Source organism: Prosthecobacter gellanilyticus, assembly GCF_007992435.1.
Classification (GTDB): domain Bacteria; phylum Verrucomicrobiota; class Verrucomicrobiia; order Verrucomicrobiales; family Verrucomicrobiaceae; genus Prosthecobacter; species Prosthecobacter gellanilyticus.
The window spans coordinates 201,626-225,524 of record NZ_BKAG01000001.1; the positions used below are offsets into that span (position 1 = coordinate 201,626).

Genomic DNA, 23,899 nt, shown 5'->3' on the forward strand with positions numbered 1-23,899 from the left:
CACGTGGGGGACGAGCAGACTTCGTCACGCTTGTCCTACGAAGCCAGAAAACAGGTTGGAAAACCTGTTCTACGTTAGGGGGTGATCCGCGCTCCAGCTTTTTTCAGCTCGTCGACGAGCTTTTTGGACTCGTCGTTGAGGGGGCATTCGGTGAGGTAGATCTGGCAGTAGGGAGCCCACTCGCGGGCTCCTTCGTTGTCTTTTTTCCAGGCGCGATGCAGGGGAGTGATGTCGGCGACGGGGTTTTTATCCAGGAAAAGGAACTGCAGGTCGGAAAGGGTTTCCAACGGGGTGAGGTCGGTGACCTGGTTGCCCTTCAGGGAGAGCATGGAGAGCCACTTGAGCTGGCCGATGCCGTCGAGCTTCGCGACCTTGTTGCCATCGAGGTAGAGGGTCCAGACTTTCGGCAGCTTGAAGAGGGCGCTGACGTCGGTGATCTGGTTGCCGGCAAGGTAAAGGGAGTTCAGGGCGACGATGCCGCCGAGCGGTGAGACATCCGTGACCTTGTTATTGGTGAGCTCGACGTATTGAAGGGCCTTGCAGTCAGCGAGCGGGGAGATGTCGGCGATCTGGTTGTTCCCCACGTCCAGGAACTGCAGACGTTCCAGACCCTTGATAGGAGCCAGACTGGTGATCTTGTTTTCCGGCAGGGTCAGGGAGGCCAGGGCGGTGCATTTCTCCAGACCGCTGAGATCGGTGATGCCGAGGCCCTTGCCATCGATGATGGACACGGTGACCACGTCCTCGGCAGTGATGACTTCCTGGTTGTCACGCTTGGCGAAGACCTGCTTCCGCACGGCACCTTCCAGGGCTTTGTCTTTAAAGACGGCCACTGGTGCGGGTTTCGGCGGAGGTGGAGGAGCGGCAGGCTTGGCCTCAGGTTTCGTTTCGGCCGGTTTCGGAGCTGGGGCTGGGGCGGGCTTGGTTTCGGCAGCCTTCGGTGCCGGGGCCGGTGCTGGCGCAGGCTTGGCTGGCTCCGTTTTCGGAGTCTCAGGCTTGGCAGGAGCCGGGGTGGCCGGAGGTGTGGCAGGTTTTGGAGCCGGGGGAGGCGTGGTGGCCGCCGGTTTGGTGGCAGGTGCAGGTGTAGGGGCTGGAGTTGCGGCGGGTTTGGCGGGGGTCTCGACTTTGGCGGGTGCTGCTGGAGCGGGCGCTGGTGCTGGCTTCGGGGCCTCGGTCTTGGCTGGAACCGGTGCCGCAGGCTGGGTGGGTGTTGGGACTGCTGGCTTGGGAGCTTCCGCAGGTTTGGCAGGCGCTGGATCGGCAGGTTTGGCTTCTTGAGCCGCGAGTGCCGTGGCAGACAGGAGGAGGAGCAGAGTCGAGAGGGACTTCATGTCTGTGAAGGGTGGTTGAGATCAGATAGCAGTTACGGCTCTAGACGGGCACATGTTTAGGGTAATTGCAGCGGAACCCGTGTCATCAGTCTATAACAAGTGTTAAAAGTTAATGTATCTTAATTTATTAAAATTTACTCCTATGTTGCTTTATAATTTTGAAATTTTTATTCAATCTGGTTAAATTGCCCCAACATGATTTTGCCACCTATCCCAGAGCTTCCAGTCAATTCGCCCCTGCATAGCATGCAGCAGAAACTGTTGAGCCTGCGCCAGACTCTAGAACTGGCCTGCCAGGATCTCGATGAGCAAATCGCCGCGCTAGGTTCCGAACCGCCGCCAGCACCGGTGAAGCCCGCCAAGGTTTCCACGAAACCCAAGCCCTCCCAGGCGCATCTCGATGCTGCGGCCGAGTTCACCCGTCGCCTGTTTGAGGCAGATCCCAAGCCAGTATCCCCGGAGCCTGAGAGGCTTGCGTTTGAGGAAAGGAAAGAGGCCGTTGCACAGCGTCATCCTACCTCCGTGCGGGTGATTGAGGCGATCCCTGAAGTGGATCTGGATCCGACACTTGAGCAAGCGACTTTGGAAGAGCTCAATACCGCCCTTTCCGCCGCCTTTGAGCAGATCGCGAAAAATCGCATCTGGTAACGAATCTGGCGCAAAAGACACAGGATCACCACGGCAGGCCCTGCCGTATCCTTTGATATGCAAATCGGCATCACAGGCGCCACGGGCATGGTGGGGCGCGCAGTCGGCACCCTGGCTCTGGGCACAGGGCATGAGGTCATCGGCTACTCGCGACAGGCCTCGAGTCCGCAGCCGCATGTGAGCCGGACGCTGATCTCCACGAAGGAGAATCCCCTGCCTGAGACGAAGCTGGATGCGCTCATCCACCTGGCGGGTGAAAACCTCTTCGGCGTGTGGACGAAGGCCAAGCTGGAACGCATCTGGAAGAGCCGGGTGGATCTCACACGGCAGATCGTGACCCAACTACGCACCTGGAAGCCTGAAAACCGGCCGAAGGTGCTGCTCTGCGCCTCCGCCGTGGGCTTCTATGGTGACAGGGGCGACGAGGTGCTGGAGGAAAACAGTCCCGCCGGCAGTGGCTATCTGGCAGGACTTTGCAAGGAGTGGGAAGCTGCGGCTAAGCAGGCCTCCGCCATGGGCACCCGCGTGGTGCTGCTGCGCACGGGCGTGGTGCTCGGACGGGAAGGCGGAGCTTACCCGCTGATGCGCCGAGTGTTCTCTTTGGGGCTCGGCGGCCGCATGGGATCTGGCAAGCAGTGGATGCCGTGGATTCACGAGCAGGACGAGGCCACGCTCATCCTCTGGGCTTTGGAAAACGAGAGCGTGGTGGGGCCGCTGAACCTGTGCGCGCCGCATCCCGTGACGAATGCGGAATACACGCGCAGGCTGGCTGCTCATCTGAAGCGGCCTGCCTTCTTCCACGTGCCGGCTTTTGCCATGCGCCTGGCGCCGAAACGCATGGCGGATGAGATGCTGCTGATCAGCCAGCGCGCCTTTCCTCGCGTTGCCACAGATCTGGGCTATCGTTTCGCCTATCCGCAGCTCGATGATGCTCTCACCGAACTCGGAGGTTCATAAGGGTCTGCCGCTTGCTGTGGTCTAACCAACCGTAGTCAACGGGGTTCGATCACCGAACCGTTGTCCTCTTCCCTCCCGCTCCGCTCCCGTCCATGTCCGCCGCCCAGACCACCATCGCCGTCATCTACGATTACGACCAGACGCTCAGCCCCACCTACATGCAGGATGAGACGCTGTTCCCGCACTTCGGCATCAATGCGAACCAGTTCTGGAAGAAGAGCCGCGAGCTGGTGGACCAGCAAGGTTATGATGGCGAGCTGGCCTATCTGAAATGCATGCTCGACTACCTTGAGATGGACCGCCCGACGAATGATGAGCTGGTGAAGCTGGGCGCCCAGCTGCGCTACTACAAAGGCGTGCCCGAGGTTTTTGACGAACTGAACGGCACACTGAGCCAGCAGCATCGTTCGTTAGGCATCAAGATCGAGCACTACATCGTCTCCTCCGGCTTGAAGGCGCTGCTGGACGGCAGTTCGCTCGCACCCTCGGTGAAGCGCATTTTCGGCTGTGAGTTCGGCACGGACAAGGACGGACGCATCAGTTTCCCGAAGCGTGTGATCAGCCACACCACGAAGACGCAGTATCTCTTCCGCATCAACAAAGGCATGCTGGAGCCGCATGAGGATGTGAATGATCACATGGACCCTGAGCTGCGGCCCATCCCGTTTCAAAACATGATCTACATCGGCGATGGTCCCACGGACGTGCCCTGCTTCACCCTCATGAAGCGCTACGGTGGTCATGCCATCGCCGTGTACAACGCGGAGGAGACCAGCCGCGCCAGCTTCCGCAAATGCTACCAGCTCAATGCGCTGGCCGACCGTGTGAAGCACATCGCCCCTGCGGACTACCGCGCTGGCAGCCACCTGCGCCTGCTGCTGGAGGAGATGATCCTGGATATTGCGGACAGCATCGTGCGGAAGAAGAAGCTGGAGATCGAGGAAGGCACCGTGTCCGCGCCGCATTTTTGAGGCCAGACCTGGCAGGTCGCGGAGAAGGACCCTGCGTATGCCTAACCAAAAGAGTATTCTCTATGGGGGGCTGTCTAATGTTCCTGCGCGTGGAGTAGATGGATCTTCCCGATGATGATCCGGCCCTTCTCGGGCAGGGGCCGTTTGGGTATGACGTCAACGCGGATGCCTGATGGCACCGGCGGACCTGCCAGCCGCAGGCGCTTGAAGAGGCAGGTGGCGTCGAGTGAAAACCCCATGCCCTGGCCACCTCCACCATGCTTGTCCTTCATGGAGGACTGGACCAAACCGTAGAGGCCAACGGTGCCGAGATGATGCTCCGGATGTGCCGCCGCTGCCGCGCCTTCGGGAACGGACAGATAGACGTCCAGCAATGTGGGTTGATCCCCGGTGATGCCTTCCAGCCGTAGATACACCTCGCCTCGGGGGTCGGCTCCAGACTTTGTCTCCAGCGCGGCTGCCAATGCACGGCATGCCTCTGGCTGCACCGGCAGCACCACGGAGGCACCGGTGGGAGCAAGCTGGAGCGCCTGAGTGGTGCTTCCAACCGTGCTTGCTTGTGAGGGATCAGACATGGACCGTGTGCGGATGAGAGCGGGTTAAACGTGCTGCCCAAAACAGGCATTGAAGGGTTTGCCACTCCCGCTGACAGGCTTTGACACCGGAAGTCTAAGTGGTGTTGGAAGCGTGCCAAGGAGCTTCCGCAACGGCTGGCTGGCGGCCGGGCAAGACTCTGGGGTGCCAGCCGCGAAAGCGCCTCTCCAACCAAAGAAACGAGGTGCGGAAACCGCGCCACCGCCACGACGGACGTGCCGCAGGATCCATGCGCTCACAAAACATCAGCACCGTGACGGCTGCCATGGCGGCATGGTGGCCGCTGGGGAGCACCATGGGGAAGAGCATGGCGACCCAGCAGGATCCCGCGCACCACAGGCCATGCACCAGCCCCATTTGGAAGGCATCTCTTCCGGCGGCGAAACCAAACGCAGCGAGCGGGCGATGACTCTGGCACCGGTTCAGACAGATCTGCTTAGCGGGAGATGCCTGCCAAATCAGCGCCACCAGACCCACGACCATGGCGGGCAACCATGACCATGATGGCGGAGCCAGAGATCTGGCGAGGAGCTCGGCCCCGGTGAGCCCTGCCCCGACCAGCAGCCACACCAAGCCAAAGCCTGTGAAAAACAGTGCGACAAGGGCCACCCGGACCCGGGTGAAACTGCTCTGCCAAATGAAGAACACGGGTGGCACCAGTGTGGGGAGCATCATCGCCAGCAGCATGAGCACCCAGTTCGTTGCCTGATGTCCCGGACCGGCAGATTCCATGAGCTGGCTCGCAGTGCCCCCGCACATGGTCGACGAAAGCATGGATGGACCCGCGCTCCTGGTGAGGAGCGCGATCCACCCTGCCAGACTGACGAGAAGCACGCCCGTGAAGAGCCGGGCGTGCTGCTTGCGTTGTAGTGTCATGGGAATGTCCCGTGTGTTAATGCGTCACGCGATACACACTGACGCGTCCCACCTTGATGTCCGTTCCTGCGGGAAGTGGACGATAGGGCACCAGGAGCACGTCCAGGGAGCCGGCATCCAGGGTTTTTCCCAGATGCAGGTCATCCACGATGGAGGTGATATCGAGTGAGAAGGTCAGGCCCGAGCCTCCATGCTTGCCATTTTTGTCGCTGGCCTGCTTCAGCCCGAAGAGCCCCACGCTGCCTGCCTTCTGCTGCGGGTTTTCGGCGGGATTCGCTCCTGCAGGCAGGTTCACGAAGACATCCAGCACGGTGGCGCCGCGGGTGCCTGTGATGCCTTCCAGTTTGAGAAACACCTGGTCCGGCTGATCCGGGGTGGATTCCAGGCTCAGGCTGGACATGAGCTTCTTGTTGACGGTCGAGTCCAGCTTCACGGAGGCACGGCTGACGCCGCCGTTCACGATCAGGCTGCTGGTGCTCGCGCCCAAAAGCTCCGCAGCACGTGGCGGTGCCACGATCTGGGGGCGCGCTGCGGCTTCGAGGGCAGGTGCTCCCAGATGGGCCAGCCGGGCCGCGAGAGCCACAGGCTGGGCTTTCGGGCTGGGGAAGCCCGATGCCGCTGCCAGGGCAGTGTTCTGCAGCATGTCGTAGGTGTAGTTCAGCACCTGAATATTGCCGACGTCCCCGGGAGTGTATTTCCAGGGCTGGCTCTGCGGCCAAGGCATGGCAAACTCAGGGGTCGGACCATTGACCCAGGCAGGGTCTGAGGGGTTGGAACGGCCCAGGGCCACGTTCCAGTATGCCCACAGCAGGTCGATCAGGCAGTGGTGCATGTAGAAGATCGGGTCCAGCGCTGCCAGGTTCGGGTCGATCATCAGACCTTCCTCGGTGTAGTCACCGGAATTGTTCTTGGTGCTGCCGACGATCACGTGGACGTTGTTGTGGGGATTGCTCTCCAGCCCGCCCGTGAGCCCGCTGAAGTGCGAGAAAGTGGTGATGCCACCTCCGAAGCCGCCGTTCGCACTCGTGCCCGTGTAGGTCGAATCGTTCAGGCAGTCGGCGCTGATCCCGCCTTGGGGAATGTAGATGTTTCCATCACCATCCGGGCCGTAGCGGTCCGTGACATACAGCGGATTTGTCTGGCCGCCCAGACCGGCAGGAAAGGGGCTGCCATCCGGCAGAGTCGCGGGAAGCGTCGTTGCCGCGAAATCCCCGGGCATCTGCGGGTTTTGGAAATAGTTCCAATAGGGCAGAGCCCAGGTGGCGGGACCGCCTGCAGCGACGATGTCCTGCCGGAGCTGAGCTTCCAAAGCCATGAGGTAGCCCCGGTGCCAGGGCACAAAATACCAGGTCCCATGCTGGCATTGATCCCACAGGCTGGTGTCGCTGGGGACTGGTGAGGTCGGCACGTCCGGTGGCGGATTCACCTGGGCCCAGGACCGGGAAGTCGGGTCGGTCTGGGTCACCCATTGGCCGTGGATAGCGGCGAAGTACCACCAGCTGGCGGGATCGCTAAGAGATCTCTGCATCATCGCATGCACGCCCACGGCGTACCAGACCACGTTTGGATCACTGAAGTTCCCGCCGGAATCGGAGATGTCGTTTCGAGTGTATTGCTGTCCCATGATCGGTGTCCTGTTGTGTTAGTTTGTTGTTCGGAAACCACGCACGTTGGCGGGAATTGGACCGACGCTGCCTGATTCATTTACAAATATCAACTACATATTTAAAACAATGTGTTTGCCTTAATTCTTGCCTGTAATCACCAAGTAAATCAGCAAAAGCTCAGTAAACCTAAGAATCAAGTCCATGTAATATTGTTCAATCGAACTTATGCAACGCCTAAATAACAGGCCCGACCTCTGTCTCCCCTTGTCTCCTACCGGCAAGGCGGCAAAATCATCCCGATGATCTTGCAGCATCGATGACGGGTGGTCTGTCACACAGGGCGCTGCATCCTCTCCTCATGACTCAAAGCCGCCCGTTTGTCTCCGCCTCGGTCCGTCTCGATGGCATCCTGGATGTGCTCATCCTGCTGGCCTTGTCAGGCTCTTGGTTAGGCGTGTTCGGACACTGGCACTGGGCTTTGGACGTCTTTGCGCACTTCCGCTGGCAGTATCTGATCTTCTGCTGGATCGCGGTGGGCTGGAGCCTTTGGCGCCGGCGCAAATACGTGGCCTGGATCAGTGGGGCGACCCTGGCGCTCAATGCGGCGATGATCGGAAGCTTGCTGTTCACACTGCCCAGTCCGACGGGCACGGAGGTGCCGGACTTCAAGCTGCGTGTTGTGAGCCTGAACGTCCTCACGGAGAACCGCCGCCATCAGGACGTGCTGGACTTCCTCCGCAAGGCTGATGCAGACGTCATCTTCCTCATGGAGATCGACCATGTGTGGGCGGAAGCGATGAAGCCTCTGGAGCAGAGCCATCCTCATCATCAGGTGTATCCTCGCGAGGATAATTTTGGTGTCGCCTTCTACAGCCGCCTGCCGCTCAAGGATGTGCATGTCACGCATCGCTTTGAGCACGGTCTGAATCTGGACTCCGACCCACCCCCGACCATCGAAGCGCGGTTGAGCATCGGTGCGCGTGAGCTGGTGATGTATGGCGTGCACACGCTGCCACCAGGTGGTGCGATGCAGTGGCGCAGTCGAAACTTCTTGTTAGAGGACATCGGTCTCCAGGCCGCCGCGCTGAAGGAGCCGGTGCTTGTGTTCGGAGATCTCAATGCCACGCCCTGGTGTGAAGGCATGCGCTGCCTGCTGCGGGCAGGCCGTCTGGGCTTTCATATGACGACACCTCCATGGGCACCGACCTGGCGCGTGACCTCACCGTTTGCCATTCCGATCGATCACGCGCTCTGCACACCGCCTCTCGCGATCCAGCGTCGTGAGATCAGTGGTAATCTAGGGTCTGATCATCGCGCACAAATTTTGGACATTCGCTGGATGGACGGGGCGGCGTGCTGTGAGGTGGGTGCGGGGGGCCATTGAAGCACCCAGAAGCGAGGATAACGAACTTTAGATTCTCGGCCAGGATGACACTATCAGAGTCGTTGATCCAATATTGGAATGGGTGGCCACCGAACCATGAAAGCTGTCAATTTTTTGCACACTGACCCCATTTTGCCCCTAAGCTACGAGTGAATAACCACTTTCCCATTCAAAGAATGACACATGAAATACAAATCGGAGTAAAAGGAAGAATCCTTGAAGGTGATGAGGCCGGTCATTTTATCCTCGTGCAGAATGATGAGGAGAACACTGGTGGGTTCTTGATCCTAACTGCATCTGATGAAGAAATGATCGAGGGGCACGATGCATGGGTTGAAGATTACAAACAATTAGAGGCATACTTTGATGAATCACATTGGAAGATCGATTGGCGGAACAGGACTGCGGCAACTAGCTGAGCGACGATGGAAAAACCTACAGCCACACAAAAGTTCGCGTAAAACGGGGTCAGTGTGCAAAAATTGACAGACTGATGTGGGCGCGTTCAGCCATCAAACTTCCACGCAGCCTCCGCATCGAGTCCGTCCGGGCGTGTTGCCATGTCAGGAAGTTCGCAGTGTCCAAAGGGTCCGCTTGGGTCGCTTCCAGGCTGGCGTGAAAGTGTGGACAGTCCTTCGCCAAGGTTACGGACTGCAAAGGCGATCTTGAGATCTGTCGGCGCGAATGGAAAGAACTCCAAGACTCACACCCCCATGACGAAGATGAAACCACAGATGCTTCTGCTGATCCTGGTTGTCATAGGTGGCGTTTTCGGCTGGATGCTGAGCAGGCCGCAGAGTTTTCTGAAACCGGTATCAGAAAGCCTGGCGAAAGAAGGGGCGGCAAGGAATGAAACTGTTAACACCCAGCCCTCGCCGGTGTTTGGGACGCCTACTGATCCCAAGCTAGTTTCACTTCGCCACCACCTGCTTCGGCCTTGGACCGAGGTGAAAACAGAAGTGGATGCCTTTCGTCAGCAGACAGCCATGGTGGATCTTTCCGAAATGAGAACGGTGGAAGCAACCACGGTCATGGCCGAACTGTTGTTCGCAGATACCAAAACCTTTTTCGACACGAAGGTGATGGCGAATGGCTTGAAAAGCAAAACCACCAGCTATTCCGTCATGATCTACCTTTACAAAATTTTAGAGGGGGCACCGATGCCGCTCGACGGATTTAACTATGGTAACGCAGACCTGCCAGTATGGCAGGAATGGTGGGGTTTGAATCACGAGAAACTAAGGTTCCGCGAACTTGGCAAACCAGCACCTCTCCCGTCAGGATCCCTTCCTGAAGGTTCAAAGAAATAGCAGGAACGAAGTTGGCCACTTGGGCGATCCAGGTGGATCGCGGTAGATCGCGGTCCTTTTTACAGGAGGATGGGAGTTTTGGAGAGAGAGGGAGGGTTGGCAGGCAGCTCTGAGCTGATCCAGGTGAATCCAAGCAGATCCAGGGTGTTTTTTTGAGGTTCGTTGGATAGGCGAATAGGACGGCTCAAGGGCGGTCGTGGTGGATCCAGGTAGATCGCGGTAGATCCAGGTTGGTTGAGTTCGCGGGACGGGTTCCTCGTTCTGGCGAACGAGCCTACGATGCCGATCCAAGGGAGCCGTTTGCAGTTGCTTGCCGTAGTTTGCGATTGTTTACGGTGGTTTCCAAGACGGTCGATCCGAGTCAATCCGACTGGATCCGACCTGAAGATGGGTATTGAAGAGGGGACTCAACTTTCGGAGAAAGTTGGCCACTTTGGAGGTGATCCAGGTGGATCGCGGTAGATCCAGCCTGGTTGAGTTCGCGGGATGGGTTCCTCGTTCTGGCGAACCACCTACGATGTGCACGTGCGGTGCTTCATTTGCCACAAGACGCTCTGACACGCTGAAGCGTGAACAACGTGCTTGTGGGGCGGATTCGTTTCTCCTGTCGAGCCTTTGGCTCGGCAAACTCTTGGTTAGCGGCCGAAGAGGGGTTTGCGCTTGGGCTCGGCGGGCGGACTCTGGGTGCTGGAGGGCTGGGAGGGGACGAGCTTTTGCTGCTGGGCTTTCTCTTTCTCGGCGCTGTCGCGGTAGAAGATGATGCCGTTGCGCTTGATGTTGGAGATGAGGCCGGAGAACTCGTCCTTCAGGCTGGCATCGTGGATGAGGGCGCCGAGGAGGCCTTTGCCGGTGCTGATGTTACGCGCGGCCTGGGCGAAGCTGTCTGCAGCCTTCTTGATGGACACGAGGGCTTCATCCGCATTGGCCATGACCTTGTCGGCCTTGGCGATGGCGGGGTCGAGCTTGTCAAACATGGGGCCGATCTTCTTGGTGGCTTCGTCGAGGTTTTTGGAGCTCGATTTGAAGTTGGCGGCGGCGTCTTTGAGATCGGCGATAGCGGCCTTGATCTGGGCGGCATTTTCATCGCCGAAGACTTTGTCATCCACGCGCTCCATGGTGTGATGCAGATGCTCGATGCTCTTCTTGAAGTCACCAATCGTGGCATCACCCAGGGCGCCTTTATTGATCTTCTCAAAGGAGGTTCGAATGTCCCCGAGAGCCAGGCGCACGTCATCGAGCACGACGTCGACTTTCTTGGCGACCTTCTCGGCCTGGCCCTGCAGATCGGAGAGACCGCCGGACTGGTTGCCTTCGATGATCTCGGGGTAGTCATGCGGGATGAACTTGTCCGTGGCTTTGCCGGTGGGCTTGATCTCGACCAGTGCATCACCCATGAGGCCGGCGGAGCCGATGGAGATGGTGGCGTCTTCAGGAACCATGACTTCTCTGAAGAGCTCGATGTCGATGATGACGCCAGTGAAGGTGGCGTTGAGGCGGGGCTTGTCCTTCACCTTGCCGACACGTGAGCCGCCGAGGAAAACCGGTGAACCATCTTTGATACCCGAGGCATTCGGGAAAGCGACGCGCAGGGTGTAGGTGTCTTTGAAGACCTCCCGCACACGGCCGAACTGGAGGACGAGGCCGCCGAGAAGCAGCAGGCCGACGAACACGAAGAGTCCGACGAGCATCTCGGTTTTTCTATTGCTGTCCATGATGAGGAGAAGGGGTGGGGATGAGGGGGAAAGGAGACTAGCAGGTCACGTCGGAACGGCCATTGATGAAGTCCTGCACGAGCTTGTCGGGGGAGTTGCGCAGTTCTTCGGGTGTGCCGAGGAAGTGGATCTTGCCGCGGTAGAGCATGGCCACGCGGGTGGCGATCTTGAACACGCTGCGCATGTCATGCGTGACGACGATGGATGTCACGCCATAGCGCTTTTGCATGCGCTGGATCATCTGGTCGATGATGTCAGAGCCGATGGGGTCGAGGCCGGAGTTCGGCTCATCGTAGAGGATGCACTCACTGCGGTCGATGATGGCGCGGGCGATGCCGGTGCGCTTCTTCATGCCGCCGGAGAGATTGGTGGGGTACTTGTGCGCGTGCTCGTCGAGGTCCACGGCTTCGAGAGCGGCCATGACGCGGCGTTTGACCTCGGCCTTGTCTTTGAGGCCGCGCTCAAGCAGCGGGAAGGCCACGTTTTCCTCGACGGTGAGGTAGTCAAAAAGAGCGGCGCCCTGGAAGAGCATGCTGACCTTCTGGCGCACGGCAGCCATCTGGCGCTCTTTGAGCACATTCACATGCATGCCGGCCACGTAGACATCGCCCTCATCGGGATGGATGAGGCCGATGACGTGCTTCATGGTCACGGTCTTGCCTTCGCCGCTGGGGCCGATGAGGCAGATCGTCTCGCCATGCTTGATCTGGAGATCGATGCCATCCAGCACCTGCTGGCTGCCGAAGCGCTTCCTCAAACCACGCAGGTCAATGAAGATCTCATCCGGGCCGTGAATGGTCCGGGGGATCATGGTGGTGAGGGTGGGGTTCATGGGACGAAGCAAGTGCGCTGTTCAGCCATCAATCAGGTGGCACCGATGGGGAAGACGTAGTTCAGCGCGATCGAGAGGAAGAAGTTCACGATCAGGAGCACCAGGGAGGAGATCACGACCGCACGTGTGGTGCCAGCACCCACGCCCACGGCGCCGTTTTCGGCCGCGAGGCCCTGGTGGCAGGAGATGAGGGTGATGAGCATGCCGAAGACGAAGCCTTTGATCATGCCGATGGAGAGGTCCTCCATGTTCGTGTGGTCCACCATGTGGGTCATGTACCAGGTGGCGGGCATGTCATAACCCACACTGGTTACGAGGTAGGAGGCGAAGAGGCCGAAGGACACGCTCTCCGCCACCAGGAAGGGCATGGAGATCATCATGGCCAGGAAGCGCGGCAGGACGAGGTAGTCCACGGGGTGCACACCCATGACGCGGAGAGCGTCCACCTGCTCCGTGACCTTCATGGTGCCGATGTCAGCTGCCATGGCCGCGCCCACACGGCCAGCGACCATGAGGCCTGCCAGCACGGGGCCCAGCTCACGGCAGAGAGCCACGGAAACGACGGCCCCCACGGTGGTCTCGATGCCGAACTCCTTGAACTTCGCGTAGCTCTGAAAGGTGAAAACGGCCCCGGTGAAGGCCCCGGTCACGATGACCACGCCCTGGGAGCCGTAACCGATGGCCACAATCTGCTGGGCCACCAGCCGCAGGCGCCAGACCCCGGAGCGCAGGGCGATGAGCAGCTCCTTCGCCAGTTCCGCCACCTGACCTAGGTAGGTCAGAAAGTGCAGGGCGATTTGGCCTATGAAGGCCAGAATGTTCAGGGGGAAACTCATCGGCGGGGGATCATGGCACCTGATGAGTCAAAGGCAATCGACCTCATGCTGCAGATGTGCGGGGGGCATACGTCTGTCTGAGGAGAGCCGACGAGATGGTGACAAAGAAGTTTCGGAAGGCACGCAGCCAGAGCCCCGCTGCCTCACCCAAATCCCCATTTGACTTTCGGCCTCTCTACCAGAACATATCAACGCATCCTGATACGTTGATTTGATCGTTTTACCCCAAACCTGAAACCACACCACGACCATGAGCGACTACAAAGTCAAAGACATCGCCCTCGCCGACTTCGGCCGTAAAGAACTCGACATCGCCGAGAGCGAAATGCCAGGCCTCATGGCCACGCGCGAGAAGTACGGCCCGAAGAAGCCCCTCGCTGGCGTCCGCATCACCGGCTCCCTGCACATGACCATCCAGACCGGCGTGCTCATTGAGACGCTGAAGGAACTGGGCGCTGACGTGCGCTGGGCCTCCTGCAATATCTTCTCCACCCAGGACCACGCTGCCGCTGGCATCGCCGCCACGGGCACGCCTGTGTTCGCCTGGAAGGGCGAGACCCTGGAAGAATACTGGTGGTGCACATGGAAGGCCATCATCTTCCCCGGTAACAAAGGCCCGGAACTCATCGTCGACGACGGTGGTGACGTGACCCTCCTCATCCACAAGGGTTATGAGATGGAAAACGGTGACAAGTGGGTCGACACCCCTTCCGACAACCACGAAGTGAAGGTCATCAAGGACCTGCTCAAGCAGATCGCCAAGGAAACCCCCGGCATCTTCCACACGATCGTCAAAGATCTGAAGGGCGTCTCTGAAGAGACCACCACCGGCGTGCATCGCCTCTATGAAATGGCGAAGGCTGGCAAGCTGCTCTTCCCTGCCATCAACGTGAACGACAGCGTCACGAAGTCCAAGTTCGACAACCTCTACGGCTGCCGCGAGTCCCTCCTGGACGGCATCAAGCGCGCCACGGACGTCATGATCGCCGGCAAGGTCGGCGTGGTCTGCGGTTACGGCGATGTGGGCAAGGGTTGCGCCGCTGCTCTCCGCGGCATGGGCGCGCAGGTCATCGTCACCGAAATCGACCCTGTGTGTGCCCTTCAGGCCGCCATGGAAGGCTACCGCGTGATGCCGATCGAAGACACCCTCGGCACCGGCGACATCTACGTCACCACCACCGGCAACAAGGACATCATCACTCTCGAGCACATGGAGAAGATGAAGGACCAGGCCATCGTTTGTAACATCGGTCACTTCGACAACGAGATCCAGGTGGACAAGCTCAACGCCCGTCAGGACGTGAAGCGCCTCAACATCAAGCCCCAGGTGGACAAGTACACCTTCCCGGCTGGCAACAGCATCTTCATGCTGGCGGAAGGCCGCCTTGTGAACCTCGGCTGCGCCACCGGCCACCCGAGCTTCGTGATGAGCAACAGCTTCACCAACCAGACGCTGGCTCAGATCGAACTTTGGGCCACCAAGGACAGCCGCCCGATCGGCGTCACCGTCCTGCCGAAGAAGCTCGACGAAGAAGTCGCCCGTCTGCACCTCGCCAAGATCGGCGTGAAGCTGACCGTGCTCTCCAAGGACCAGGCTGATTACATCGGCGTGCCAGTTGAAGGCCCTTACAAGACGGACCACTACCGTTATTGATCGGATCGTAGAACGAGTTTTCCAACTCGTTCTGCAACCCACCCTTTACCCCCAAAACCTGAAACGCGTCCGGTCGAAAGGCCGGGCGCGTTTTTGGTTGGGTGAGATTGGGTTGGCAAATCGATCCCTTATCCCGTAAGTTATGGTATGATCTCGCTTCAGGCCCTGCATGACATGCCCTTGAAAGAGAAGCTCTTCGTCATGGAAGCGCTTTGGGATGATATTTCGACGGCAGAGGCTGATCTTTCCGTTCCGAAGTGGCAACAGGATTTGCTCGACGAACGTGAATCGGCAGTCACCGCCGGTACCGCCAAGTTCATTGATTGGGAAGATGCGAAGCGAGAGATTCTTGAAGCTGTTCGATGAGAATCCAGATCCTCGATCTCGCCAAAGAAGATCTCGTTGCTGGTTACCGCTTTTATGAAAAGCAGGAAGCTGGTCTGGGTGCCTATTTCCTTCGTCACCTATACACTGACATTGATGGGCTGGCGATCACCGCAGGGACGCATCTGAAGCCGTATCGTCACTTTCATCGAGCTCTGTCAAAGCGCTTTCCTTTCGCCATCTTCTACACCGTTGAAGACAAGGTGGTCAAGGTGCGCGCCATCACCGATTGCTGCCGCCGCCCTTCATGGATCAGGCGTCACTTGCGAGGGGCGTGAGGCCAAGCAAGCATCGCGGATGTCCGATGAGGGCATGATGGCCTCTGATGATCATCACGCAGAGTTCCGTGGCGCAGCATCACGTAGCGCGAGCACCATCACTCGCGGACTTCATGCTTTCCTAACCAAAGATGCAATCGATCATCCCAAGCCCACGGCATCACGCACGCGGGCCAGGGTCTTGCGGGCCACGGCGCGGGCTTTCTCGGCACCTTCGGCGAGCACGCGGTCCACGTACTTCGGATCGGCGATGATCTCGGCGCGGCGCTCGCGGAAGGGGGCGAAGTGCTCGGTCATGGCTTGAAGCAGGCGCTTCTTGAAGTCGCCGTAGCCGACGCCGCCTTTCTCATGATCGGCCACCATGGTGTCATAGTCAGCCTGGGAGGCCACGAGCTTGTAGAGCGCGAGGATGCTGCTGCCTTCGATGGACTTGGGAGACTCCACGGGTGTGGAGTCGGTCTTGATGCCCATGATCTTCTTCTTCAGCGCAGGCAGTTCTTCAAAGAGCTGGATCGTGTTGTCATAGCTCTTGCTCATCTTCTGGCCGTCGAGACCTGGCACCACAGCGGTCTGCTCGTTGATGCGTGGCATAGGCAGCTTGAAGAGGCCTTCACCAAAGGTCTCGTTCATCTTGATGGCGATGTCGCGCGTGACCTCCACATGCTGCTTTTGGTCGCGGCCCACGGGCACCACGTCACTGTCATAGATCAGAATGTCTGCGGCCATGAGCACGGGATAGGCAAAGAGGCCGTGGGAAGGTTTGATGCCGTGCGCCACCTTGTCCTTGTAGCTGTGGCAGCGCTCCAGCAGGCCCATGGGGGTCACGGTGCTGAGGATCCAGGAAAGCTCGGCATGCTCCGGCAGATCACTCTGACGGAAGAAGACGCTCTTGGCGGGGTCGAGGCCGCAGGCCAGGAAGTCGATCGCCAGATTGCGCACATGGTCGCGCAGCAGCTTGCCATCCTGAACCGTGTTCAGCGAGTGGTAGTCCGCGATGAAGTAATAGGCATCGCCCTCGTGCTGGAGCTTCAGAGCTGCCTCCATCATGCCAAAGTAATTGCCGATGTGGAGACGTCCGCTGGGTTGGAGGCCGGAAAGGATGCGCATAAGAAAGGGGCGCTAGAGATGGCGGCGTTCCGCCCGGGATCAAGCCCGGCGGAAGGGAAAGTCAGGAATGCCGACGCCTGATCTTACCAGAGGTCGAAGGGCTTGAAACTCGGCGGTGGCGAGTCAGGGGCCAGGGTGATCTCCGGGGTCACCTTGATCCCCATGCATTCGTAGAGGTGCATCATCTTCTCCGTGGCCACGCGGCTGGCTTCGAGGACGATCTTGTCCATTTCCGAATACTTTATCGGCTCAGGCTCCTGGAGTATCGAGGATGGGATCATGTCGATGGCCTCCTGTTTGGTGTGGGTGAGATCGCCCGCGATCTTGACCGCTGGCGGTAGGGCATTGTCCCACAAACCCCACTCATCGGCAAGGGGCAGGTAGTCCTGCGCAAAGTGCTTCACACTGCGGTCGTAGCGGCGGCGGATGTCCTCCTCCGGCACGTGGTGACCGCCTGTGAGCACACGGAACTTCACGCGGGCGACGGCCTGGCTGGCGGAGGAGATGAGGATGTAGTGCAGCAGCACCTTGAAGCCTTTCTCCTTCGCCTGCTGGAGCAGTTTGACATAGGTCTTGCCGCTGAGGGTGGACTCGATGGCGAAGCTGCTCCCTGCGGCGATGAGGCTCTGTGCCTCTTCCAGGAGGCGCCGACCTGCGCTGAAGGCGGCGAGGCTCGGGTCTCTCGGCGAGAGGCCTTTCGCGATGAGGTCCGCATTCAGGAAACGCGGAATGCCCAAGCGCGGGAGCAATTCACGGGCGAGCGTGCTTTTCCCGGCGCCGTTGCAGCCGCCGATGATGCAGAGGGTGGGTGGAGTGACCATCGCGGGAAAGTCATAACCCTCCCGCTGCGCCCCTGCCAAGTGAGATTAAGCCGCCGCAGGCATGACCCAGAGGGCCACGTAGATCACCGCGCCGAGCAGGCCACCGATGATCGGCCCCACCACGGGAATCCAGGAGTAGCCCCAGTCGCTGCCGCCCTTGCCCGGAATGGGCAGGAGGAAGTGGGCAATGCGCGGGCCGAGGTCGCGGGCTGGGTTGATGGCATAACCGGTGGGTCCGCCGAGCGAGAGGCCGATGGACCACACAATCAAACCGACCAGCGCAGGTCCGAGACCCGTGGAGAAGCCCGTCTTGGGGTCCAGGTTCACCGGTGAAAGGATGGCCAGCACCCCGAGCACCAGAACGATGGTGCCGATGATCTCGCAGATCAGGTTCGAGGCCGTGTGACGGATCGCCGGAGCGGTGCAGAACACACCCAGCTTCGAGGCTTTGTCCTCCGTGACCTTCCAGTGCGGCAGGTAGGCCAGCCAGACCAGCACTGCCCCGAGGAAGCCGCCTGCCACCTGGCCGCCCACATAGCCCGGCACCTCGGCCCAGGGCAGCTTGCCGAGGTAGGCCATGGCCACCGTCACGGCAGGGTTCAGATGCGCGCCGCTGATGGCCGCCGTGCAGTAGACCCCCACCGTCACCGCCATGGCCCAGCCAGTGGTGATGACGATCCATCCGCTGTTGTTTCCTTTCGTTCCTTTGAGCACCACGTTGGCGACGACTCCGTCACCGAGCAGGACAAGGATCATGGTTCCGAACAGTTCCGCGAGGGGAGCATTCATGGCTGGGTCAGGTGGTTGATTGAGGTTGGAATTCCGCGCGAGGCTATCGGGTTGCCCGTTTGGCGGCAAGACTGTAGATAGCGGTCGTTTTTTCTCGCGGAAAAAAGTTAGGTAACTTGACATCCTGCCTGCTCTCCGCGTGAACGTAGGTCCTCCCGAAACCCGTGTCCCAGTTTCAGTATTACATCTCCAAAGGTGGCAAGACCGTCGGCCCCTGCACTCTCGATGACCTGCGCAGCTATCTCGCGTATGGTTCCGTGCAGGTGCATGATCTCGCCCTGCGTGATGGCGAGACGGATTGGCGGCCGCTCCTCCAGCTCGATGAACTGCGCTTGCATGAGGGCGCGGACTTTGTGCAGGATATCACCCGCCGGCAGCGCGTGGCGCGCTATCGCGAATATGAAAAGGTGCCTCTGCCAAAGCGCAGCGGCTGGGTGCTGCGGGAGATGCTTATCGGCTTTTTCTTTTTCCCGCCGAAGCTCTGGCGCGCGTCCGCCTCCGTGCTACAGGGCCGTGTTTACCGTCCCGAGGCCAATGCTGACGGCTTTCTCAAGCACTGGCCGCGCTGGGTGGAGTTTTTCGTGCAGTTCATGCTCATCGTGAATGCCGCCGTGTGGATCCTGCTGCTCTGGGTCATCACGATGAATGCCATGCCCCTCGTGCGTGAGATGGTGGACCTGGCGAAGACCGGGGCTGCGGATTTGAAGAACTGAGCGCACGCATCACTTCTGAATCAGACCCACATCCAATAAGGGCGGTGCAAAAACCATGCTTGCGGCGTTGGTGATGGTTGGGATAGTTCATTTGAATGGTCGCCAGAACGTATTCAGCCACCCTTGTCGGCGTCGATGCTGTCGAGGTCGAGATCGAGTCCCATGATGGGGGTGGAAATCCCAAGATGTTTATTGTGGGTTTGCCCGATGCCTCGGTGAAGGAAAGTCGCGAGCGTGTCACCGCGGCCATCGCCTCCTGCGGCTTTGCCATGAATGATGGTGTCACCACGGTGAATCTCGCGCCTGCGGATCTGCGCAAGGAGGGGCCGGGTTTTGACCTGCCCATCGCCATCTCATTGATCGCCCACCGCTCCAAAATCCCCATCAAGGTTCTCGCGGAGACAGCCATGATCGGTGAACTGGCCTTGAACGGCGAACTCCGTCCCGTGCGCGGCCTGCTGGCGGTGGCGCTGGAAGCACGGCGGAAAGGTCGCAAGCGCCTGCTTGTGCCGAAGCGCGCGGCGGTGGAGGCCAGCGTGGTCGCTGGCATCGACATCATCGGCGTGCAGCATCTGCGTGAGGTGGTCGAGTACTTGAAAGGTGACATTGAGCTGACGCCAGAGCCCTGCAGGGCGGCTGAGTTTTTCATGGGCGCCTCTGTTTACGATATCGATTTTGCGGATGTGAAAGGCCAGGGCTATGCGAAGCGCGCCATCGAGGTGGCCGTGGCCGGCGGTCACAATCTTTTGATGGTGGGCCCGCCTGGAACAGGCAAGTCGATGATCGCGAAGCGGATCGGCACCATCATGCCGCCGATGACTGAGGAGGAGGCGATCGAGACCACGAAGATTCACAGCGCCAGCGGCCTTCTGACCGAGGAGCGCTCGTTTGTGGCCACGCGGCCATTTCGTTCTCCCCACCACACCATCAGTGATGCGGGCCTGCTCGGTGGCGGAAGCAATCCCGGCCCCGGAGAAGTATCGCTCGCCCACAATGGCGTGTTGTTCCTGGATGAACTGCCGGAGTTTCGCCGCAGTACTTTGGAGGTGATGCGCCAGCCGCTGGAGGATGGCAAAGTCACCATCTCCCGCGCCGCAGGCACCATGACCTTTCCTGCCACGGCTCTCCTGGTCGCCGCCATGAATCCTTGTCCATACGGGTTCGAGCGACTGCGGCGCTGAGCACGAATATAGTGTGAGCCCCCGCCCCCTTTTTTCCCGCCCGAAAACTAACTGGCTTGTTATATACAAAGGCTTCCGCCCTTGTAGCTCAAGGGAAGAAGGATGACGACGAGTTTTGGATAGTCGGGATTCGCCACAGTTGGCAATTTGACTGCCTCTGCCATATAGCTTCTGGGGGAGCCATCGATCCACCAAGTCTCTCTCACAGGCCCGACGCTTTGGGATTGCTCAGCGTAGCATATTGTCGCCACGGAATCTTTAGGAGGGCGCTCTCCTCCTTTGATATAGCCCTTGAAGAGTTTGTTCCCCGACGAATGTTTTACCCACAGAGGACCACCTCCGCTGAAGCTGCCTCGTTGGTCGGTCATGAATGCGAACGAGACAGGGATAGCCGAGATTAGTTCCGCCATTCTGTAACATGTGGCATCCAATGAGCCTCCGTATCGCTGCTGGAGCCGAAGCAACTCTGGGAAATGGAGCCGACCAATGCCTTTCAGATCATCGGTGAATTCGTCACTGGGGAACAGCATTTCAGCCGCTGCGGTATCACAGAGGCTTTCGAACTCTTTCTCTTCCGGACTACTCTGTGCTGCGGCATGGTGGAGAGGCAAGAAGTCGCAATAGTCGGGGAACAAGGTATGCGCAAATTCGTGAAAAATTGTGAAGGCCTGGCGTTCCTTCATTCGACCCGCAGCATATTCAATCTTCGGCCGGCCGTTCGCGCCGAGTAGGATGCGCCCGTCCCCATCGATATCGTGTTCGACTTCAAAGCATCGGATGCCAAACAAACTACATAGTTGGCGCGGGCAAAAGGCGGGCCCAGACCATCCATGCCTTTTCGCGTAGCTCACCTTTTCTTGGGCAAGCCGTCGTATAAGGGCTTTTGGTTTCTTTTCCCCAAAATGTTTCAAGAGAGCCTCCACCGAAGGGTGGCGGTCTTTAGTCGTAGCTGCTGACATGGGATGGCGGACCTGTTTAGGCAATGGCTAAACATATATCCAACCGCTTAAGCCCGAAAACTGTTTTCTATGCTTTGGTAAACGAACTTCCAGTGCTCTAGGTCTCGGTGCACTTTGGCTTTACGGTTCCTCAGCACGTACATGGCATCAAGGATGGCAGGATCAGGCTCCTTTCCCACAGATTTCAGGAAGCGAACAAGTCCATCTAACCATTCTGGCTTTTTTTCCGGTATCACTCGTTTAATTTGTGCCTGCTCTGTCTCTAAAAGATCCGCTAGAGTCGCATCAAGTGCCTCGGCAATTTTGAAGAGAGTATCGATAGATGGATTACTTTCCTCATCGTTCTCCAATTTTGAAACAAGCCCCTTCGACACCTGAGCCATCTCGGCTAGCTGAGGAAGAGTGAGGTTTTTTTCGGTCCGAAGGGCTCGAAGGCGGGGGCCGAGGTTTCGCATAATGAAAATTATGGGCTCGAAGTTCAAAATAGCAAGACCTTTACCCTTGACCGGTTCATTATATTGAACAACATGGACACCGTTAGCAATCAAGTTGAACTCACATGAAGAACACCAAAGTTACCTCTCCTTCGTTGGCATCTCAGGCAGGACGCATCCTGGCCGATTCCAGCGCCTCTGAAACAGCCAAGAGCTTGGCGGCTAGCGCGCTCGCGCAGCGGTCTTCTGGACACCAGACCGGAGCTGATATCGAAGCGCTCGCAGGCCGGGTTCTGGATAGCAAGAAGTATAGCGATGAAACCAAATCCCTCGCTGGATCGGTTCTGTCGCAATCAAACAAAGCTCGTTAACCTCCTTATTATCCCTGCGAACTATGGACAAATACTTTGTCAACGACACTGCCCAGCCGAATGGCGATCACGAAGTTCATAAATCGACATGTTCTTGGTTGGCTCTTGCCATCAGAAAGACAGATTTGGGCTATCACGCTGACTGCTCTGGAGCTGTGCAGAAGGCACGCAATCATCATCGACAAGTGAATGGCTGCGCATTCTGCAGCCCGCGTTGTCATACCAGTTAAGGGTTGGCCGCCCAATGTTTAATGATCTCACTATGCTAACAGCGAATCTCCATTGCGTGGTTTGCGGTTAGGCCGACAACCCCAAATTGCTATGTATCTTACGAAGTCTGACTTTAAAGTTGCTAGTGCCTGCCCAACCAAACTCTATTACAGGAAGCTTCAATATCCTTCGCTTCTTGATGCCGATCCCTTCTTGGAGTTTCTCGCTGACGGAGGATACATGATCGAAAAGATGGCTAAGCTCCTCTATCCTGAGGGCATTGAGATGGGCCAGTCTACAGGCCATGAGAGTGCATTCAAAGATACCACGGACAGACTACAAGAAGCCGATATTGTGTTGTTCGAACCTACGGTTCTTGCCGGGAATCTCTTGGCTCGAATCGACATTTTAGTAAAGAAGGCGAACCACGTTAAAATCATCGAAGTCAAATCTTCCTCAGTCGATGCAATCGAAGGAGGTCCCAACCCGTTTCGAGGTTCCAAAGGAGGTATTCTGGCGAAGTGGCGTCCTTACCTTGAGGACGTCACCTTCCAAGCATTGGTTTTTAACCGAGCATTTCCCCAGCTCACTGTTGAACCGATGCTGTGTATTGTGGACAAATCGGCTGCGGCCAATGAGGCCTGCACCTTGGACAAGTTCAATTTGAGGAAGGGGAGTGGTAGAAGGATGGCAGCCGATGTTGAGTATTCAGGAGATCTTGCAGCCTTGAAAGATGCCCATGTGCTTGCATTCTACAACGTGGCGGGAGAGGTCGGCGAACTGACCACTGAGGTGGAAGCAGCTGCCGATGGCCTTGCTGCAACTTTGCGAGGTGAAGTACCCACTCGATCTACCCCGACGATCAATATGGGGTGCAAAAAGTGCGAATATCGAACTGATCCAAATAGCGGCCCGAGTGGCTTCACAGATTGTTGGGGCTCGCTTGCAAAGGTGCAACCTCATCTCTTTGACTTCGTAAGGTTAGACGGCTTGCGGCCGCCCGGGAAGAATGACCCTGTGTCTTTGTTGACAGGTCAGGGGACAGCCAGCTTGCTGGATATTCCAGAAGCTTGGTTGAGCGGAGCGTATGCGCCACGCCAACGGATTCAACTTACTCACACCTCACCGCCTCGGGAGTATCTGGACGAGAGTTTAAGAGCGAAGCTTCGTACCCATGACTATCCATTACATTTTATCGACTTTGAAGCTAGTCGAGTTGCGCTGCCTTATCATACGGGTATGCACCCCTATCAACAGGTGGCATTTCAGTGGAGTTGCCACACCATCCGCCAGCCAGGGGCTCCAGTCGAGCATTCCGAATGGATTAATCTAGAGCGTAGGTTTCCCAATTTTGGATTTGCCAAAACACTGCATAACGTTCTCGGGAACGAAGGTACGATCTACGTGTGGTCTCACTTCGAGATGACAGCGCTCAAGGAGATTCGCAGCCATATGACGACGCTTTGTTTTGAAGATCCTGCATTGGCGACCTGGCTTGAAGTAATCACTGATCCCGATAATCCGCGTGTCATCGACATGGAGAAACTGGCTGCGAAACATTATTTCCATCCACGGATGGGAGGGAGAACTTCAATCAAAGTGGTCCTTCCTGCCGTATGGGAGAATGACCCAACACTTTGGCGGGATCCATTCTTTTCCAGATATTACAAAGTCGATGCCGATGGTAAAGTTCTTGATCCTTATAAAACTTTGACACCGCTCCCAGTAAGTGACGTGGGCGAAGACCTTGGCGTCGTGATAGAGGGAACGGCTGCTATCAGGGCCTATCAGGATCTTGTGTTTGGTAGAGGCTCAATAGACGAGCGTGCTCGGGAAGGGCTCAAAAAGCTTCTTCTTCAATACTGTGAACTCGACACGGCGGCGATGGTCATGATCTGGAAGCATTGGATTAGAGACAACTAAACTTTCCACAACGCATA

Annotated in this window: 25 protein-coding genes; 13 read left to right on the forward strand and 12 right to left on the reverse strand. The window is 58.1% G+C overall.

Annotation, left to right across the window (positions count from 1 at the left end; all coding sequences use genetic code 11):
* Nucleotides 1–74 precede the first annotated feature (74 nt).
* The gene (locus BGE01nite_RS00785; RefSeq protein ID WP_146848348.1) at nt 75–1,331 is read right to left on the reverse strand and encodes a leucine-rich repeat domain-containing protein; all 1,257 of its coding nucleotides are present in this window, start codon (nt 1,329–1,331) and stop codon (nt 75–77) included.
* A gap of 246 nt (nt 1,332–1,577) precedes the next feature.
* Between BGE01nite_RS00785 and BGE01nite_RS00790 the strand changes: the two genes are divergently transcribed.
* From BGE01nite_RS00790 to BGE01nite_RS00800, 3 genes are all read left to right on the forward strand, one after another.
* Nucleotides 1,578–1,979, forward strand: coding sequence for a hypothetical protein (locus tag BGE01nite_RS00790; protein ID WP_146848349.1), 402 nt, complete (start codon nt 1,578–1,580; stop codon nt 1,977–1,979).
* A gap of 57 nt (nt 1,980–2,036) precedes the next feature.
* Nucleotides 2,037–2,936 (forward strand): TIGR01777 family oxidoreductase, encoded by a 900-nt coding sequence (locus BGE01nite_RS00795; protein WP_146848350.1) that lies wholly within the window; start codon nt 2,037–2,039, stop codon nt 2,934–2,936.
* Nucleotides 2,937–3,028: 92 nt separating this feature from the next.
* Complete coding sequence (locus BGE01nite_RS00800) at nt 3,029–3,907, forward strand: HAD family hydrolase (RefSeq protein ID WP_146848351.1); 879 nt, start codon at nt 3,029–3,031, stop codon at nt 3,905–3,907.
* Between the two features lie 74 nt (nt 3,908–3,981).
* Here BGE01nite_RS00800 and BGE01nite_RS00805 read toward each other — a convergent pair whose 3' ends face one another.
* From BGE01nite_RS00805 to BGE01nite_RS00815, 3 genes are all read right to left on the reverse strand, one after another.
* Complete coding sequence (locus BGE01nite_RS00805) at nt 3,982–4,482, reverse strand: DUF7868 domain-containing protein (protein WP_146848352.1); 501 nt, start codon at nt 4,480–4,482, stop codon at nt 3,982–3,984.
* Between the two features lie 94 nt (nt 4,483–4,576).
* The gene (locus BGE01nite_RS00810; RefSeq protein WP_146848353.1) at nt 4,577–5,377 is read right to left on the reverse strand and encodes a DUF2182 domain-containing protein; all 801 of its coding nucleotides are present in this window, start codon (nt 5,375–5,377) and stop codon (nt 4,577–4,579) included.
* A 16-nt stretch (nt 5,378–5,393) separates the two neighbouring features.
* Nucleotides 5,394–7,001 carry a DUF7868 domain-containing protein gene (locus tag BGE01nite_RS00815; RefSeq protein ID WP_146848354.1) on the reverse strand — a complete coding sequence of 536 codons (1,608 nt, stop codon included), beginning with the start codon at nt 6,999–7,001 and terminating at the stop codon, nt 5,394–5,396.
* Nucleotides 7,002–7,342: 341 nt separating this feature from the next.
* Between BGE01nite_RS00815 and BGE01nite_RS00820 the strand changes: the two genes are divergently transcribed.
* From BGE01nite_RS00820 to BGE01nite_RS00830, 3 genes are all read left to right on the forward strand, one after another.
* Nucleotides 7,343–8,368 (forward strand): endonuclease/exonuclease/phosphatase family protein, encoded by a 1,026-nt coding sequence (locus BGE01nite_RS00820; protein ID WP_170266504.1) that lies wholly within the window; start codon nt 7,343–7,345, stop codon nt 8,366–8,368.
* 149 nt (nt 8,369–8,517) lie between these two features.
* Nucleotides 8,518–8,787: a hypothetical protein gene (locus BGE01nite_RS00825; protein WP_218032856.1), complete on the forward strand. Its 270-nt coding sequence runs from the start codon at nt 8,518–8,520 to the stop codon at nt 8,785–8,787.
* A 315-nt stretch (nt 8,788–9,102) separates the two neighbouring features.
* Nucleotides 9,103–9,678 carry a hypothetical protein gene (locus tag BGE01nite_RS00830; RefSeq protein ID WP_218032857.1) on the forward strand — a complete coding sequence of 192 codons (576 nt, stop codon included), beginning with the start codon at nt 9,103–9,105 and terminating at the stop codon, nt 9,676–9,678.
* 635 nt (nt 9,679–10,313) lie between these two features.
* On the opposite strand, the gene BGE01nite_RS00835 is transcribed toward BGE01nite_RS00830, so the two are convergent.
* From BGE01nite_RS00835 to BGE01nite_RS00845, 3 genes are read right to left on the reverse strand one after another with little or no spacing between them, the layout of a single operon-like run.
* Nucleotides 10,314–11,390 (reverse strand): MlaD family protein, encoded by a 1,077-nt coding sequence (locus BGE01nite_RS00835; RefSeq protein WP_146848357.1) that lies wholly within the window; start codon nt 11,388–11,390, stop codon nt 10,314–10,316.
* 37 nt (nt 11,391–11,427) lie between these two features.
* Nucleotides 11,428–12,222 (reverse strand): ABC transporter ATP-binding protein, encoded by a 795-nt coding sequence (locus tag BGE01nite_RS00840; RefSeq protein ID WP_246145629.1) that lies wholly within the window; start codon nt 12,220–12,222, stop codon nt 11,428–11,430.
* A 32-nt stretch (nt 12,223–12,254) separates the two neighbouring features.
* On the reverse strand, nt 12,255–13,058 hold the full coding sequence (locus BGE01nite_RS00845; protein ID WP_246145630.1) for an MlaE family ABC transporter permease: 804 nt from the start codon (nt 13,056–13,058) through the stop codon (nt 12,255–12,257).
* Nucleotides 13,059–13,308: 250 nt separating this feature from the next.
* On the opposite strand from BGE01nite_RS00845, the gene ahcY reads away from it, so the two are divergent.
* The 3 genes from ahcY (at nt 13,309) to BGE01nite_RS00860 (ending at nt 15,374) form a co-directional block, all read left to right on the forward strand.
* Nucleotides 13,309–14,712, forward strand: coding sequence for an adenosylhomocysteinase (gene ahcY, locus BGE01nite_RS00850; RefSeq protein WP_146848358.1), 1,404 nt, complete (start codon nt 13,309–13,311; stop codon nt 14,710–14,712).
* A gap of 147 nt (nt 14,713–14,859) precedes the next feature.
* Nucleotides 14,860–15,078 carry an addiction module protein gene (locus tag BGE01nite_RS00855; protein WP_218032858.1) on the forward strand — a complete coding sequence of 73 codons (219 nt, stop codon included), beginning with the start codon at nt 14,860–14,862 and terminating at the stop codon, nt 15,076–15,078.
* Complete coding sequence (locus BGE01nite_RS00860) at nt 15,075–15,374, forward strand: type II toxin-antitoxin system RelE/ParE family toxin (RefSeq protein ID WP_146848359.1); 300 nt, start codon at nt 15,075–15,077, stop codon at nt 15,372–15,374. Before BGE01nite_RS00855 ends, BGE01nite_RS00860 begins: the two co-directional genes overlap by 4 nt.
* 141 nt (nt 15,375–15,515) lie before the next feature.
* Here the strand turns inward: BGE01nite_RS00860 and trpS are convergent, their stop codons facing one another.
* The 3 genes from trpS to BGE01nite_RS00875 form a co-directional block, all read right to left on the reverse strand.
* Nucleotides 15,516–16,481, reverse strand: a complete 966-nt coding sequence (gene trpS / locus BGE01nite_RS00865; RefSeq protein WP_146848360.1) for a tryptophan--tRNA ligase — start codon at nt 16,479–16,481, stop codon at nt 15,516–15,518.
* A gap of 83 nt (nt 16,482–16,564) precedes the next feature.
* The gene (locus tag BGE01nite_RS00870) at nt 16,565–17,302 is read right to left on the reverse strand and encodes an ATPase (protein ID WP_146848361.1); all 738 of its coding nucleotides are present in this window, start codon (nt 17,300–17,302) and stop codon (nt 16,565–16,567) included.
* Nucleotides 17,303–17,347: 45 nt separating this feature from the next.
* Entirely contained in the window at nt 17,348–18,091 is a 744-nt protein-coding gene (locus tag BGE01nite_RS00875) for an MIP/aquaporin family protein (protein ID WP_146848362.1), read from the reverse strand.
* 164 nt (nt 18,092–18,255) lie between these two features.
* Between BGE01nite_RS00875 and BGE01nite_RS00880 the strand changes: the two genes are divergently transcribed.
* Both BGE01nite_RS00880 and BGE01nite_RS00885 read left to right on the forward strand, forming a co-directional pair.
* Complete coding sequence (locus BGE01nite_RS00880) at nt 18,256–18,804, forward strand: DUF4339 domain-containing protein (protein WP_146848363.1); 549 nt, start codon at nt 18,256–18,258, stop codon at nt 18,802–18,804.
* A 95-nt stretch (nt 18,805–18,899) separates the two neighbouring features.
* Nucleotides 18,900–19,985, forward strand: a complete 1,086-nt coding sequence (locus BGE01nite_RS00885; RefSeq protein WP_146848364.1) for a YifB family Mg chelatase-like AAA ATPase — start codon at nt 18,900–18,902, stop codon at nt 19,983–19,985.
* 59 nt (nt 19,986–20,044) lie between these two features.
* On the opposite strand, the gene BGE01nite_RS00890 is transcribed toward BGE01nite_RS00885, so the two are convergent.
* Nucleotides 20,045–20,944, reverse strand: coding sequence for an ImmA/IrrE family metallo-endopeptidase (locus BGE01nite_RS00890; RefSeq protein WP_146848365.1), 900 nt, complete (start codon nt 20,942–20,944; stop codon nt 20,045–20,047).
* Nucleotides 20,945–20,991: 47 nt separating this feature from the next.
* The gene (locus tag BGE01nite_RS00895; protein ID WP_146848366.1) at nt 20,992–21,492 is read right to left on the reverse strand and encodes a helix-turn-helix domain-containing protein; all 501 of its coding nucleotides are present in this window, start codon (nt 21,490–21,492) and stop codon (nt 20,992–20,994) included.
* An 11-nt stretch (nt 21,493–21,503) separates the two neighbouring features.
* On the opposite strand from BGE01nite_RS00895, the gene BGE01nite_RS00900 reads away from it, so the two are divergent.
* Together BGE01nite_RS00900 and BGE01nite_RS00910 are read left to right on the forward strand one after the other, a co-directional pair.
* Nucleotides 21,504–21,749 (forward strand): hypothetical protein, encoded by a 246-nt coding sequence (locus BGE01nite_RS00900; protein ID WP_146848367.1) that lies wholly within the window; start codon nt 21,504–21,506, stop codon nt 21,747–21,749.
* Between the two features lie 321 nt (nt 21,750–22,070).
* Nucleotides 22,071–23,882: a DUF2779 domain-containing protein gene (locus BGE01nite_RS00910; RefSeq protein ID WP_146848369.1), complete on the forward strand. Its 1,812-nt coding sequence runs from the start codon at nt 22,071–22,073 to the stop codon at nt 23,880–23,882.
* Nucleotides 23,883–23,899 lie beyond the last annotated feature (17 nt).